The sequence below is a fragment of the Nocardiopsis sp. NPDC006938 genome, from assembly GCF_042869555.1.
GTDB lineage: Bacteria > Actinomycetota > Actinomycetes > Streptosporangiales > Streptosporangiaceae > Nocardiopsis.
Genome location: NZ_JBIAGA010000031.1, coordinates 1 through 13783 on the forward strand (window position 1 = coordinate 1; position 13783 = coordinate 13783).

General features: G+C 69.4%; 17 protein-coding genes. 2 read left to right on the top strand and 15 right to left on the bottom strand.

Features of this window, described 5'->3' with window-relative positions; genetic code table 11:
• Window positions 1–912: 912 nt before the first annotated feature.
• Both ACFYL4_RS26890 and ACFYL4_RS26895 read right to left on the bottom strand, forming a co-directional pair.
• Complete coding sequence (locus ACFYL4_RS26890) at window positions 913–1221, bottom strand: hypothetical protein (RefSeq protein WP_387522101.1); 309 nt, start codon at window positions 1219–1221, stop codon at window positions 913–915.
• Window positions 1218–1850, bottom strand: coding sequence for an AAA family ATPase (locus tag ACFYL4_RS26895; protein ID WP_387522103.1), 633 nt, complete (start codon window positions 1848–1850; stop codon window positions 1218–1220). The genes ACFYL4_RS26890 and ACFYL4_RS26895 overlap by 4 nt, the downstream gene beginning before the upstream one ends.
• A gap of 107 nt (window positions 1851–1957) precedes the next feature.
• Here ACFYL4_RS26895 and ACFYL4_RS26900 point away from each other — a divergent pair, with 107 nt between their 5' ends.
• The gene (locus ACFYL4_RS26900; RefSeq protein WP_387522105.1) at window positions 1958–2248 is read left to right on the top strand and encodes a helix-turn-helix domain-containing protein; all 291 of its coding nucleotides are present in this window, start codon (window positions 1958–1960) and stop codon (window positions 2246–2248) included.
• A gap of 64 nt (window positions 2249–2312) precedes the next feature.
• Here ACFYL4_RS26900 and ACFYL4_RS26905 read toward each other — a convergent pair whose 3' ends face one another.
• The 3 genes from ACFYL4_RS26905 to ACFYL4_RS26915 all read right to left on the bottom strand — a co-directional run bounded on the left by ACFYL4_RS26905 (window position 2313) and on the right by ACFYL4_RS26915 (window position 3593).
• Window positions 2313–2756 (bottom strand): hypothetical protein, encoded by a 444-nt coding sequence (locus ACFYL4_RS26905; RefSeq protein WP_387522107.1) that lies wholly within the window; start codon window positions 2754–2756, stop codon window positions 2313–2315.
• Window positions 2757–2868: 112 nt separating this feature from the next.
• Complete coding sequence (locus ACFYL4_RS26910; RefSeq protein WP_387522109.1) at window positions 2869–3261, bottom strand: hypothetical protein; 393 nt, start codon at window positions 3259–3261, stop codon at window positions 2869–2871.
• A 53-nt stretch (window positions 3262–3314) separates the two neighbouring features.
• Entirely contained in the window at window positions 3315–3593 is a 279-nt protein-coding gene (locus ACFYL4_RS26915; protein WP_387522111.1) for a hypothetical protein, read from the bottom strand.
• 319 nt (window positions 3594–3912) lie between these two features.
• On the opposite strand from ACFYL4_RS26915, the gene ACFYL4_RS26920 reads away from it, so the two are divergent.
• Window positions 3913–5937, top strand: coding sequence for a hypothetical protein (locus ACFYL4_RS26920; protein WP_387522113.1), 2025 nt, complete (start codon window positions 3913–3915; stop codon window positions 5935–5937).
• A gap of 62 nt (window positions 5938–5999) precedes the next feature.
• On the opposite strand, the gene ACFYL4_RS26925 is transcribed toward ACFYL4_RS26920, so the two are convergent.
• The 10 genes from ACFYL4_RS26925 to ACFYL4_RS26970 all read right to left on the bottom strand — a co-directional run bounded on the left by ACFYL4_RS26925 (window position 6000) and on the right by ACFYL4_RS26970 (window position 13737).
• The gene (locus ACFYL4_RS26925; RefSeq protein ID WP_387522114.1) at window positions 6000–6422 is read right to left on the bottom strand and encodes a hypothetical protein; all 423 of its coding nucleotides are present in this window, start codon (window positions 6420–6422) and stop codon (window positions 6000–6002) included.
• A 60-nt stretch (window positions 6423–6482) separates the two neighbouring features.
• On the bottom strand, window positions 6483–7037 hold the full coding sequence (locus ACFYL4_RS26930) for a hypothetical protein (RefSeq protein WP_387522116.1): 555 nt from the start codon (window positions 7035–7037) through the stop codon (window positions 6483–6485).
• A gap of 61 nt (window positions 7038–7098) precedes the next feature.
• Window positions 7099–7557, bottom strand: a complete 459-nt coding sequence (locus tag ACFYL4_RS26935) for a hypothetical protein (protein WP_387522118.1) — start codon at window positions 7555–7557, stop codon at window positions 7099–7101.
• A 56-nt stretch (window positions 7558–7613) separates the two neighbouring features.
• The gene (locus ACFYL4_RS26940) at window positions 7614–8099 is read right to left on the bottom strand and encodes a DUF3307 domain-containing protein (RefSeq protein ID WP_387522120.1); all 486 of its coding nucleotides are present in this window, start codon (window positions 8097–8099) and stop codon (window positions 7614–7616) included.
• 91 nt (window positions 8100–8190) lie between these two features.
• The gene (locus tag ACFYL4_RS26945; protein ID WP_387522122.1) at window positions 8191–8955 is read right to left on the bottom strand and encodes a hypothetical protein; all 765 of its coding nucleotides are present in this window, start codon (window positions 8953–8955) and stop codon (window positions 8191–8193) included.
• Complete coding sequence (locus ACFYL4_RS26950) at window positions 8952–10343, bottom strand: hypothetical protein (protein WP_387522124.1); 1392 nt, start codon at window positions 10341–10343, stop codon at window positions 8952–8954. Before ACFYL4_RS26950 ends, ACFYL4_RS26945 begins: the two co-directional genes overlap by 4 nt.
• Window positions 10344–10554: 211 nt before the next feature.
• Window positions 10555–11040, bottom strand: a complete 486-nt coding sequence (locus ACFYL4_RS26955) for a hypothetical protein (protein WP_387522126.1) — start codon at window positions 11038–11040, stop codon at window positions 10555–10557.
• 155 nt (window positions 11041–11195) lie between these two features.
• Entirely contained in the window at window positions 11196–12347 is a 1152-nt protein-coding gene (locus ACFYL4_RS26960; protein WP_387522128.1) for a hypothetical protein, read from the bottom strand.
• Window positions 12340–12810, bottom strand: a complete 471-nt coding sequence (locus ACFYL4_RS26965; protein WP_387522129.1) for a hypothetical protein — start codon at window positions 12808–12810, stop codon at window positions 12340–12342. Before ACFYL4_RS26965 ends, ACFYL4_RS26960 begins: the two co-directional genes overlap by 8 nt.
• Before the next feature lie 207 nt (window positions 12811–13017).
• Entirely contained in the window at window positions 13018–13737 is a 720-nt protein-coding gene (locus ACFYL4_RS26970) for a hypothetical protein (RefSeq protein WP_387522131.1), read from the bottom strand.
• Window positions 13738–13783 lie beyond the last annotated feature (46 nt).

Sequence of the window (13783 nt, forward strand, 5' to 3'; positions counted from 1 at the left end):
CTCCGGCCTGCGGCCGAGGAGCACCACCAGGACCACGCCCCCCGGAGCCGAGGAACCCGGGCGGGTGCCAGCCGCAGCTGGCTGAACCGGGGCCTGCGGCCCAGGACCACCACCAGGAGGAACCCGAGCGCGGGGGGTGCCTGCACAACGGCACGACTGCACGACTGCGGGAGGTAGACACCGACCCACGGCCGATCACCACCAGGAGCGCGCCCCGGGGGCCGAGGAACACCGGGCGCGGGCGCCAGCCACAGCTGGCGATGACCCCCCTCGGGGGTACCACGAGAGGCGCCCTGGGCCCTTCGCCGGCATCCCCTGACCAGCGAGAACACATGACTGCACGACGGTATGACTGCACAACGGCACCAGGACCACGGCCAGGAGGTGGGCAGGGCACCCGGACCGCGCACGGGCCTGCGGCCCAGGAGGTACGGCCAGCTGCGGCTGGGCCAGGAGGTGGACCGAGCGCGGGGCCGGGGGTCTGCGGCCAGGAGGAGCGGACACCCAGAGGTAGGGCCGCCAGCTGCGGCTGGCGGCCCTACGACCCAGGAGGCACGGCCAGGAGGTGCCCGAGGAACCTGGGCCAGGAGGGCCAGGGCGACGGGCCGCCAGACCTCCCCCGGGGCGCGGGCGCCGGGCGGGGGCGCGGCCCAGGACGTGACTGCACGACGGTATGACGGTGCGACTGCGGGGCGGTGGACACCGGCCCACGGCCGATCACCACCAGGAGGTGGCCCAGGAGGTGCCCGAGGAGCGGCGCGGGCACCGGGCGGGGCGCGGGCGGGGGCTTACCGCGGATTCACCCCCCACCACCAGCGACTCCACAAAAAACGGCCCCTCGGGGGCCGAGGGGCCGGGTAGACCAGTGGGCACTGGTCGGTGACCAGCCTACTGGTAGGCCGGTGCGGTGGGTCAGTCCATCTCACGCAGCCGCTCGGCCAGCCTCTCCACCAGCTCCTCATCCTCATCGACTTCGGCGATGATCGCGCGCCACATGTCGGACGCGTGCAGGGTGGGGCGGCTCGCAGTCGTGGCCACCTTGGTGACGACGGATCGGAGGCGGAGGTAGTCCGGTGGGTCGAGGTCGAATGTCGTCCGGATTTTTTTCTCGCCGTCGCGCAGCACCCTTCCCGTCTTTTTCGGTGCGGCGTCTGGGGTGGGCTTGAGGGTGGCCCGTGAGGAGGCTGCGGACCGCCACTGATTCTTTTCGTTCTGGCTCACTGGATGCCTGCCCGGTCGAGGATTTCGGCGCTCACGTCTCGGATGGGCCCCAGGACATCATCCGTGGGCATCTGTCCGTAGACCTTGACGTACCGCTGCGCCATGGGGATTTCCGTGGTGAGCACGTGGTACCCCTCATCGGTGAGCGCGGCGCGTACCTCTCGCGCTGAGATCGTGTGCGCGATTACGCGGTTGAGGAGTACGGAGACGCGTAGGGGTGTGTCTCGGTGCTCGGCTACCTCGGCCAGGTGGGTGGCCATTCCGGATGTGCGCTCTACCTCGATGACTGAGGGGGATACGCAGATGATGGCCTCATCGACTACGCGCAGGAGGCTGCGGACGGTGCGTCCATGGGTCTCGGCCTGGGGTGTGTCCACTACCGCGACCATGTCGGGTGTGCAGTAGGAGCCCAATCGCGTGCCGGTGTTGGTGCGGGGTAGACCTACCGTGTCGAACGGCATGTTTACGCGCTCTGCCCAGGTCAGGGCGGATTCTCCGGGGTCGGCATCTCCCAGTAGTACCTCGTGTCCCTGGTGGTGGAGTGCCAGCGCCAGGAGCACCCCGGAGGTCGTTTTTCCTACGCCCGCCTTTTGGTTGACCAGCGCGACGGACAATCTCGGATCGGTCATGCCCTGACGGTACCGGGTGGGTGACTGTCCTACGGGGATACTGCGCGCAGTCACCGATGACATGCCTCGATCCCAGCATGGATATGACGAAATGGTATGCTGCGGCTATGTCTTCTGCTGATAGTCCCCACCAGCGCGCCATGAGCGCGACCGTGCGTGTGCTCATGGAGCGCACCCGCCTACCCGGTGGCGGGCGTACCACCGTGACCGAGCTGGCGCACGCCCTGGGCGAGAAACAACCGACCCTGTCCCGAAAAATGACCAACAGCCGCTCTTGGTCACTGGAAAACCTTTTTGAGGTCGCTGACCACTTCGGGGTGGAGCCCAGCGCGGTGGTGCGGATGGTCAGCGAGGAGCTGGAGCACCAGGAGCGAATGGAGCGCGCTGCCAGCTCCTGAGGAACGCAGAGGCATCAGGTAGCGGTGAAGGGGCACCACCCGTGTGGGTGGTGCCCCTTCACCGCTACCTGGGGGTGTGGGCGTAGGTGGGGTGGGCGGTCCACAGGATGGCGTAGGACTGCATGGCCTCGGCCGCGCCCAGGAGGTGGATGTCCCAGGGGTGGGCGTGTCCGCTGCGGGCCGAGGCCAGCAGCTCCCGGGCCACCCTGGCCGCGTGGTCCTGGGGCCCCAGGTAGGCCAGCAGCTCGTCAGCGCGGACGCGTCCGTCGTGTGCCTCGGCGGTCGCGACCGCCGAGGCACACAGTGTCAGTGCCTGGGTGCGGGCGGGTGCGGGGGCGGGGGCCCACCAGCGTGCTAGGAGGGGGTGGGTGCGGGCGGTGGTGAGGTAGGCGCGCAGTGGGTGGGTGGGGTGGGCGGCCCACAGGTCGGTGAGTTCGTGTGTGCTCTCGGTGTGGAGCGCGGGGCCGGTATGTGCGATGGCGGGGGGTAGTGGCACGGGTGTGGGCATGGGCTCTCCGGGGTATCTGGGTGGGCCCTCAGTACATCACGCTCTGTGTCGTAATGTGGTCGGGGTGTGATGGCTCGTGGGGCCGCCCCGGGGTGTGGTGGGGCGGCCGCTGTCATACCAGGGCGGGGGTGCTGGCGGGCAGGGTGGCCAGGTAGAGCGCGTCACTGAGTACCTGCCATGCCTCTAGCGGGCTCAGGGCGTGCGTGGCCGTGACGGCATCGGCCCACCACCCTTTGGTGACGGAGTACAAAAAAAATTGCGAGGCGTACCCGAGGACGCTGTCTCCCTCTGGGGTGGTGAGGTCCTCCCAGGTCCATCCGCAGCGGGTGGTGGCGGCGGTGTAGGCGCCTGCGGCCAGGTGGAGTATCGCGATGCGGTTTTCGGTGTCGGCGGCGACCTGTGAGGCCCAGTGGTGGACGCAGTCGGGGCATTCGTCGCGGGCGGCGCTGACCAGGTAGCGCACCCCCGTCATGTCCGGGTTCTCGTCGATGCCCAGATGGTGCATGGACGTAGGCCAGCGCCATAGGGCGGGTGGGTGGGAGGTGGGGGTGTGGGTGGTCATGTGCTCACTCCCATAGCTCGGGCCAGTGCCACGGAAATCATTTCGATGATCGATGGCACGTAGAATACGATTCCGATAAAGATGGCCAAAATCATGAATTGCATGAATCTGGTGATCTCTCGGGTGAAGAGAAAGAATATCGCCACGATTGAGACGATCACCAGGAAGAGGGGTCCGAAGAATCCTCGGAGGAAATCTGCCAGCCCCTCGGTGTTGGGTCCTCCGGGGGTGAGGGTGGCCGCGATGTTCGCGGCCTGGGCTGTGTCTATGGTCATGATGTCACTGTAGATGTGCATGGGGCATAATCGGTTCTATTTCTAGAGTTTGGGCAGGTGAGAGTGTATGCGGTCTGGCCGTGCAGGCCGGTGGGTCAGACGCGGAATGGCTGCGCTGGTCCTGGCGGGTGCCATCGCGGTGGTGCCGTCAGCGGCAACGGCGAATCCATTTGGGGTGTGTGAGGGATCGCCAGCGCCTACTCCTGAGAACGCCACATCTGGACTGTCCGCCTTTATCGAGGCGCCACAGCGCACTGAGGTGGATCGGTCCGAAACGCATGGTAGTGCGATCGGATATGCGAATTATGGCACTGCGGGTTTGCAGCTGCATGTCATCACCGAGTCGTGTGTAGACCCCAAGGGTCTCCGACCTGAGAATGCTATCTCATCGGGACTGTGGTCCGCCACGAAAATCATCACAGATATCACAATTTTCGTCTATCAGATATCGGCCTCGGATAGCATCCTCGGCTGGCTCACGGGTATCGTAGCAAAATTCATCATCCTTTTGCGTGATGGCATCTGGCGGCCGCTTCTACCTACCATCACGATTCTCGGGGCGATCTCTCTCGGCTACTGGGGACTCATCAAAAAACAGCTCATTCTGACGGTGGAGAGCGCTGTTTGGATGGTGCTCGCCACCGCCCTGGGGTTTTGGGTCCTGGGCGACCCGGCTTCCTTTATGCGATTCGCGTCACATGCCACCAACATGGGCACAGCGACCATTAATGCAACGGTCGGGGAAACAATGTTCCAGGCGAACCGGTGCCCTCAGGATGGACTGAGTAGAATTCCATTCCAGGACACGAACTCTCCGGAACACTACGGCCCGACCGGCGACGGAGGACATGACAGAGATTTCAATGACGGCCATCTCTGGGAGGACCCCGTATGGACAAATTCGGCGATGATCTACGATTCCCTGCTGTGCCAGCCCTGGATTATGGCAGTATTCGGAGGCGGACAGAATGAGAATGAGGCCGCTCACCTGTATGCCGACCAGGCCATTCGATCATCGGCATTCTCCCGCGCAGACCTGGCGCAAATCCGCACAGATCGAGGCGGGGACGAGAGCGATGAAGAAATCTACCGGCGGTACTACGACAGGAGCCTGGAGTCAAAATCACAGCAGTACCAGGCCGTGACCGAACAGATTTATCATTTCTACCCGGAATCATATGGCGCCTGGTCAGGACATGATACGGCCCACCGGCTACAGGCGGCAGGAACGGCGGCCGTGGGGGCGGTTCTCGGCGGCCTGCTGATTTTTATTGTGTCGGGCGCCGTCATCGTCCATAAAATCATGTTCCTATTTCTCCTTCTCGCCTCGCCCGTCGTCCTCCTCTTCGGAATCCATCCAGGCTTCGGGCGAATATTAGTACACCGGTATTTTGAGGCGCTCGTGGGAATCCTGGTCATGCAGCTAATGGTGCAACTAGTGCAGACCATTTTCCTATCTCTTTATGGGGTTCTCGCTGGCTCCACCATGCACTGGTCCGTCAAAATCGCACTTATGTTCCTGATCTATGTGGCCGCATTCATATTCCGGAAAAAAATCGCCGCAGCCCTTGCGAGCATCGGCGGCGGGGCATTCGCCCGTATCATGAACAAATCCGCTAACGACAAAACCCTAGGGCGCGTCGCCATGGCCATTCCCGGAGTCGCCGCGTACAAAGTGGATAGGAAAATTCGAGAAAAAGCGTCGCCCCTGGTCGGCCAGCTCGCGGGCACGGCCCTGGGCGGCCCCATCGGTGGCCATATTGGAAAAACGCTCGGAGAGAAAAACGCGGCGCGCCTGCGCGGGGATAAAAAACGAACGCCCGATCAGGCGCCACCCATGCCGGTACCCAACCTCAGAGGTGGCGGGGGGTATGCGCCCCGTCCGGGCCGCAGCGGCACCTGGGGTGGGAGCGGTGGCGGGTGGGCGCCACCGTCCCCGCCCGCAGGCGGGACCAGCGGTGGTGGTGGTGGGGGGCGGTGGTCCGCGCAGGACGTGACCCCTCCGCGCCCCTCCCCGCCCAGCTCCAAAGCGCTCCCGCCCGGTCCTGCGGGCGGGAGCGCGGGAGGGGGAGGGAGTACACCCCCGCCCACCCCACCGCCCGCGCCCGCCCCGGCTCTGCCCTCCTCCAGCGGGCCGGGCGGCTCCGGCGGTGCCGCTGCCACCCCGCCCACCCGGGCGCCCAGCACCGCACCCGCGCTCCTGGGCGCGCCGCAGGGTCAGCGCGTGGTCTCCGAGGGACAGTCCATGATCGTGCATCGGCCGCAGGCCGCGAATCCCACGCCCCCGGCCCCGGCCCCGGTGCGTGCCCAGGTGCGCATCCTGCCGCGCACCCCTGGGGGGTAGGCGACAACGCCTGTGGGGCGCCCCCATCTCGGGGCGCCCCACAGGCGTTGGGTTGGGGTGGACTAGATGGGCGGTGGAACGGGGGCGGGGGCGGGGTACGCGCCCCGGCGCTGGGCCAGGTGCGCATCCAGGTGATCACGGATCGGCTGTGGGGGCGGTGGGGCGGTGGGGTGCGGGGGCGGGTATGCCTGGGGATAGGACATGATCGCCCATGCCGTGGCGTAGGCGATCATGTCGCGCCCCTCGGGGGTGCCGTACAGTGCCCGGTCCCGTACCTCGGCCAGCGTGCGCTGAGCCTCGATCGCACACGCCAGCGGAGAGCGCACGCTCTCCCGTACCTCGGCCAGCGTGAGCGCGTCCTCGGGTACGGGGGGGCCGCCAGCGGCGCGAGTGGCCGCGTCGTGCCGGGAGTCCATGAATGTCTGGGGGATGGGCTGGTGGAGGGGGTCTGCGGGCGCCGACGTGCGGCGGGTGAACGGGACCATGCCGTGAGGGTACCGAACTGGGGCGTCACCCTGAGTGGATAGCGCCCCTACGGTGCGTGACTAGGGTGGTGGGGTGGTCCCCGCCTCCCGGCGCATCCGCTCCATCAGCTCCCACGTGGCGGGCGGTACCTCCTGGGGGGTGTGGGTGGTCCAGGAGGTGAGCAGCGGCTGGGCGGTGACCCACGCCAGCGCGGCCTCCGTGGCCCAGGCGGGGTCGCACCACACATGGGCGTCCATCGGGCAGACGAACCGCGCTCCCTCCTCACGGGCCTCTACCCACACCAGCGTCAGCCCTGCGGTGGTGTCACAGGTAGGGCACCGGGCCGGGTCAGCGGGTCCGCCGGGCCTGATCCACGGGGTGTGGGAGGTGCGCCGGTAGATCATGGAGGGGTCATACCCCGCGCCCACCTCGCTGGCGCGGACAGCGGCCGCCAGGTGCGGATCAGTGCGCGCCACCTGCTCCATGGCCTGCTCATCGGCGACGCGCTCACGCTCCCGGCGCTCGGCGCGGGCGCGGGCCTGATGGGGTACGCGCAGTAGTGTCACGGCGGCCCAGAGCGTCACGGCGGATAGGAACAGGAGCACTCCGAGGAGTGCGGCGGGCGTGGGGGTCATCGGGGTGCCTCCGAGGTGGTCAGGATGGGCCCGCCCCCTCGGGGGGCGGGCCCCGGGGGGGTTAGGGGCGGGGTGCCAGTCCGGGCAGTCCGGTCAGGGCGGACAGTTCGCGCAGGCGCTCCCGCTGGGTGGTGATGATGCGCTCCACCGGCGCGCCGGTGGGCCGGTCCCGGTCAGGGCCGCTCACCTGGTAGATCCAGGCGGTGGTGTCCACGCGGGCCACGGTGGCCAGGGTGGGCACGGGGCCGGTCGAGGTGGCGCGCCGCGCCAGTTGCTCACGGTCGCGCAGGTCGCGGGCGTGGGCGTCCCATTCGGTCGCTGCGGCGCGCAGGGTGGCGTGGTGGTCCAGCAGCCGCAGGGCCTGGGCCATGAACTGCTCCGTTTTTGCGGTGAGTAGCTGGTCCCAGAGGGTGTCCAGCGTGTGGCGGGCGCGGGTGTAGGTGTCCCAGGCGGGGGCGGCCTGGGCGGCGGTCTGGGCCAGGCGGGTGCGCGCGGTCTGTCCGGTGGGGGTGATGCTCATCAGATCTCCTCAGAGGTAGTGAGGGGGCGGGGCCCGCCCCCTCGGGGGTGGGGGGTTTAGGCGGCGCCCAGCGCGATGATGAGGGCGCCCACACCCGCCCAGGCCACGTGCCATGACTGGTCCAGGTGGAACGCGCCGGTGCCGGGACCGGTGGTGTCGGGGACCTGGTCAGGGGCGCGCACCACGCTGACGCGGTCCATGTAGCCCTCATTGGCGGTGAGGCGGGCCAGCCAGCGCAGTGGGGTGCCTCGGTCCACCAGGTAGTGGGAGACACCCACCACCAGCAGGGAGGCCGCCACCACGTCCACGGGGGCGCGCAGGCCCAGCAGCACCATGCCCACGCCCAGGACCACCGCTGTGGTGAGCACCACGCTGGCGGTGTGGCTCAGGCAGTGCCGTACCCCAGCCCACCCGGGTGCCTGTTTGCCTACGGCGTCCTCGGAGCGCTGGCACCAGTGGTCCGCGATCAGGTGCGCGATGTAGTAGAGGACGAACGTGGCGGCGAACGTCGCGGCCGGGTGGGGGGTGTCATGCGTCATCATGGATGACGTCCTTCCGTATCCGTGTGTCGACGGGTGAGGGGGCTGGTGGGGGTCGGGGCGTCATCCCGATCCCCACCGTCATTTGTGCTGGTCAGCGGATGCCGGCGTCGGGGGTCAGGCCCAGGGCGGCGCACATGTCCGCCAGGCGGGCCAGGTGATCGGCCGCGATGCGCGCGGCCTGGGCCGCTGCGGGGCGGGGCGCGGTGTCCTCGGGGTAGCGGTGGTAGTCCTCGACCGTGCCCAGGGGCCACCACCCCCAGGGGGTGGACGTGGGCAGCACCGTCGCGATCTCGTCCGGGGTGAGCCGGTCGTCTCCGGCCCGGGTCCGGGGGACGGCGTCACGGGCGGCCAGCACCACCCGGGCGGCGGCCTCGTCCAGGTCGTGAGCGGCGGCCGCCAGATCGGCGTGGGTGGCGCGCAGACGCAGGACCGCCCCCCGGTATCCGGCATCGGGCCCGTGCTCGATGCGGCCCCACGCGGTGTGGGTGGCCTCCCAGGCGCGCCGGTACTCCCGCGCCGCCGGTCCGATGAGTGTGGCCAGCGCGGTGATGGCGCGGCGGCGCCGGGCGGTCTCCCACAGGCGTTGGGCCTGGGTCCACATCTGGTGGGTCCACACGAACCCGTCCATGCCGTCGCGGATGTCCTCGGTGCTGCCGCTACCGAAAATGGCCATCCACGCATCCAGCACGACGGGGGGGTGGTCGCTCAGGCGCCCGGGGTCGGGCTCGGTGCCGTCGAAATCGGCGAACTCCCACTCCGTCACCTGGCCGGTGGGGGTGGTGGTGTGGCTGCGGTAGTGGGGGTGGTGCACGATCGGGTCCACTCCGGGGTGGCCCACGCTCTGCTGGGTGGTCACAGGGTCTCCTCTACGGCGTCGGTGGTGGTGATCTGGTCGCGCAGGCGCTTGACCCCCTGGCGGGTCATCCGCCCGGCGCGGCCCAGGTCAGCGTCGGAGTCTCCCTCGGACCACCCGAGGATGGAGCGCACGTAGGAGGCGCGCCGCGCTTTGGCCTGGGTGAGCCTGGGCTCCAGCTCGGCGACCTCGGCGCCGGTGGCGCGCAGGGCCGCGCGCAGGTGGGTGCGCAGCTGGGTGCGGCGGTCCAGCAGCCAGGTGTGGGCACCTACGAGGGTGAGACCGGAGCGGGCGGCGTCGGTCTCGGCGCGGGTGGCCAGCCGCTCCAGCTGGGTGTCGGTGGTGTCGGCGGTGAGCTGCGGGGGGGCGTCCGTGGTGGGGTCGGTGGGGGGGTGGGCCTGGAACCACTCCCGGGCCGGGATGGTGGTGCGGGGGTCCTGGGCCAGGTGGTGTCCCAGCGCGTGCAGCCACCCGACGATGCCGACGACGCGGATCTGGGTGCACTGGTGCTGGTCCTGTCCCTGGTATCCGGTGATGCCCGGGGCCTGGTGGGGGGCCGGGTCGTGGGTGCCTCCACGGATGTGGGAGGCGATCTGTCCTGCGTCGTAGGCCAGGTGGCTGGTGGGGGCGGTGAGCATGTGATCGCTCAGGTGGTCGGGGGTGATGTGGTCGCGCACGTCCACGTACACCATCTGCTCCCAGTCCCAGTCGCAGTAGGGGGGGCGCTCTCCGGTCAGCAGCTCGGTGAGGTCGTCTCCGGCGTGGGCGGCGGTGGGGGTCAGGTCCAGTACCTCGGAGCCGTCGGGGGAGATGACCGAGGTGAGGTGGTCCAGGAGGCGCTGGGCCAGCTCCTGGGCTCGGTCGGCGACCTGGTCCCAGGAGGTGGACGTGGGCAGGTCCCAGGCGATCTCGGTGGGCAGGGTGGTCCAGGCGCTGGAGGGGATGTAGGTGGGTACCTCCCACGGGGTCCGGTAGGGCCGCTCCTGGCGGGTGGTGATGTGGTGGGTCAGGGTCGCCTGGCGGGTGTGCAGGATCAGGGTGTGGGCCAGCTCCTCATCCGGGGTGGTCTGGGCGGCGGGGGTGGTCTGGGTCGGCTCCACGCGCACGGTGAGCGGGAGCGGGGGGCGCAGGTCCAGCGTGGCCAGCCACGGGGCCGCCCGCTGGGCGCTGGCGAGATGGTCGATGTAGGCGGTCCAGGCGGCCAGCGTCCGGGCGGCGTCCTGGCTCCCGGCGTGGGCCAGATCGGTCAGGGTGTGGGAGCGCAGGTGGTGGTAGGCGGTGTGTGCGGCCTGTTCCTCGTGGGGGTCGGTGCCGCGCAGGGCCTCCCGCAGGCGGGTGTAGGCGCTCACCAGCTGGTGCCACGTCTGGTGGGGGGTGGGGTGGGGTGTCATGCGTTCTCCGATCGGGGTTGGGTGGGGCCCTGGGGCCCCACCCGAGGGGTGTTACTGGTCGGGTACCGGGGTGCTGGTCACGCGGGTGAAATGCTCACTGGTGAATGGCAGATTTTCCAATTTTTCGATTTCTTCGGGGTCATCGGTTGTGACCGTGATTTCCCGACCGTCCTGTTCGTAGACGGTGATTTTGCGCGGCCCCATGTGTGTCCTAGTAGTAGTTGTTCGTGGTGTTTCCGCTGCCCAGGTTGTTGCCGCTGATCGTGTTGGTCCCGCCGTAGTTGACGATGGACGAGTTCTGGTTGACGTCACCGGAGCCGGTGGAAATCGTCCCTCCGGAGCCATTGAGCGTGATTCCGCCGTGGTGGATGTCGCCTCCCTGAATGGCGCTGCCGTAATTGACGCCGATGGAATTGGTGACGGTGTCGCCGTGGTGGTGGGCGTCCATGCTCAGGTGCGCGATGTCTCGGGCCTGGGCGACCCGGCCGTTGCCGCTGATGTCGCCGGTCCGGTTCTCGGTGACGGGGGCGGGGGTGCGGTTCGGGTCCGCCTGGGCCCAGGCGACCAGGGCGGCGGCGTAGGCGTCGTCGGTGGCGTAGGCGGAGCGCTGGGGCATCGCGTCGTCCGCGACCGGGGCGGGAGCGGGGGTGGTGGGAGCGATCCAGGCGGCCAGGGTGGTGCGGATGCGGTGCAGCATGTGTCCTCCGGGAGGTAGGGGGAGCGTGCTCCCTCGCTGTTGACAACAGCTTGTCATGGTCATGCATTGATGTCAACTGGTTGTCAGTGGTTGATTTGGCGACAATCCGTTGTCGCTGGCTCTCGCCCCACCCGGGGCGGGGACCAGCGACACCCTCACCCCTGCCCGGCCCCCCTGATCGTGTCCACCTGCCGTAGCGCGTCTAGGTGCCCCTGGATCAGCCGCCCAGCGGCGTAGTCGGCCGGACACGGACGGGTGTCCGTGTACTCATCCGGGTGCCCGACCTCCCAGCTGCGGGTGTCCACCCCCACGCGCTCCCCCATCTGCCCCAGGAGCGGCACCTCACGCTCCACCAGGGACCAGGCGACCGTAGTCGTCGGCACGTGTAGCGCCCGTGCCAGCGGCGCGCTGGCACGGTCCACGCGCCGCGCCGCCTCCCTCAGACCCTGGTGGGCCTCGGTCAGCGCCAGCACCGCCGCACGCCACTCCCCGTCCGGGGCGGCACGCAGGCGCGCCCACGCCTGGTGGGCCACCTCATGGGCCTGGGCGTAGGCACCCCACAGCGGCTCTACCTCACGGATCAGGCGCGCGGCCTCGCGGCGCCTGCGGGCGCCCTCCCACTGGACATAGGCGGCCTCCTGCTCATGGGCCAGCACGTGCCGATCCTCGGCCGCCAGACCCTCCCACTCGGCCTCGGTGATGGTCTCGAAATGGCACTGCGGATCGGTCTCCGCGCCGGGGCACGGTGCTGGGGTGTGGCTCAGATAGTGCGGGTGATGGGGCAGGCGTCCCGCCTCCTCCTGGCCCTCCTCGGTCGCAGGAGCAGGCCCCGCCGTGTGCGGGACCACCACGCCCATGGCCAGGGGAATCAGATCGGTGACATCGGGCGCGGCCGAGGGGCGCGGGGCCCAGTGCGCGGCCAGGGTGTGGGCGTCGTGGACCTCTACCCACATGCGTCCGGCGTGGCCGGGGTCGCCCTCACGGTAGGCGGTGATGGCGCGAGCCACCTCGGGGGCGGCGGTGTGCTCCCCCCGGGCGTCCATCCACACCCCCCGATCAGACAGGGCCCTGCGCTGGCGCTGGACCGTGCGGCGTACCCGCGTGTGGGTGCTCCCCACCAGCTCGCCGATCCCGCGCCAGGAGAGTCCGTAGGCATCGCGCGTCGCCACCAGCGCGGCCTCGTACCGGGTGATGGCCTCCTCGGCCCCGCGTGCCACCCGCGTCAGGGCGGGGCCCATGGCCACCCCCTGGGGCACGGGCAGTACCGGAGTGCTCTCCCATGGGGACCTGGGAACGCCCTCATCCACGGGACACCTCCCGCACCACCGGCATCTCCAGCGCTATCTGACGCTCCAGCAGGTGCGATTGCAGCTCCCGCACCTGGTCCAGGGTGAGAGGGGCGTGGGGGTCACGCCCCACCACACGCAGGCACTGGGGATCGTCGGCCACCTCCTGGACCACCAGGGCGGCGCCGCGCAGGGCACCGGCCACCCGCCTACGGGTGAGCAGGGGCGCGGTCCGCGACCACTCGCGGTGGCAGCGCACCAGCAGCGCCCCCGACCCGGTCAGGGCGGTCACGGTGACCTGCTCCCCCTCCCCGGACAGGGGGAGGTTCTCGGCCCGGGACGCGGCCTGGGCCAGGGTGGCCACCATCGCTGCGTCGGTGTCCAGCAGCGGCAGCGCGGGGGTCGGGGCGGGGAGAGCGGGGGCGGGGCCGGTCAGGGCGGCCCAGGCGGCGCGCAGGCGCCGCAGGACGGTGGGCATGGGCATGGCGGTGTGCTCCTCACAGAGAGTGGTGTTCCATGTCGCACCACGACTGTTCCACATCGCAACACCAGGCGTGGGGGAGGTGAGTGCACTGTCACCCCCAGGACACCCCACGCAGAGGACATTTCCCCAGGTCAGCCAATGCTGGCATCGGCCCCGAACACAGGAATCGGGCCCCGAGGATGCTCGGGGCCCGATTCCGCGCGGGGGCTACCGCTGGGCCAGCCAGCTGGCGTGAGCGGCCACCACCTGGGCCGCACGGTCCCCGTCCGCAGGCTCCTCCTCCACGCCCAGCAGCCGCGCGGCCTCGGCACACACCACGTCGCGCACCTCACTCCACGACCACGCCTGGGCATGGTCCCGTACCTCCTCGGAGACCTGCGCGACCAGGTGCGACAAAAACACCACACTCAGGTCCTCAGCAGCGCGCCCGAACTCCATGCTCAGGGCTGATCGCAGATCGTCCATCTCCTCCCCACCCAGCCCCGGAGCCCGATCACCCGTGGGGCTCACGCTCTCCCACGCCCCTGTCTCCTGAGCCAGCAGCCCCAGGGCATACAGGTACCGGCGCGCCCGCTCGTGATCGGCCTGGGCCGCAGGGTCGCCCTCGGGATGAGTCCACCCATCCCCGGGCACGCGCGCCCCCGACAGGGCATCGACCACGGTGACCGCCCCGGGAGCGGTGCGCCGCACCACGTCCGCCCACCACCACCACGCCGCGACCACATCGGCCCGAGCCACCTGGGCCAGCGCCACCCAGCTGGTGTAGGCGTCCGTGGCCTGACACACCCCGGGATGGCGCCAGGGCGCTGCCTCCTGCCCACCGCCCGCCACCGGGGGCACCGCCATCATCCCCGCGTGCTCCCGCACGAGCAGGAACGCCGCCAGGGCCTCACGCGCTATCTCGCTGTCATTCTGATAATCAGACACACCCAACTCCTTTTCAAAAAAAAGGGGCGGGGTGCGCATTCGAACA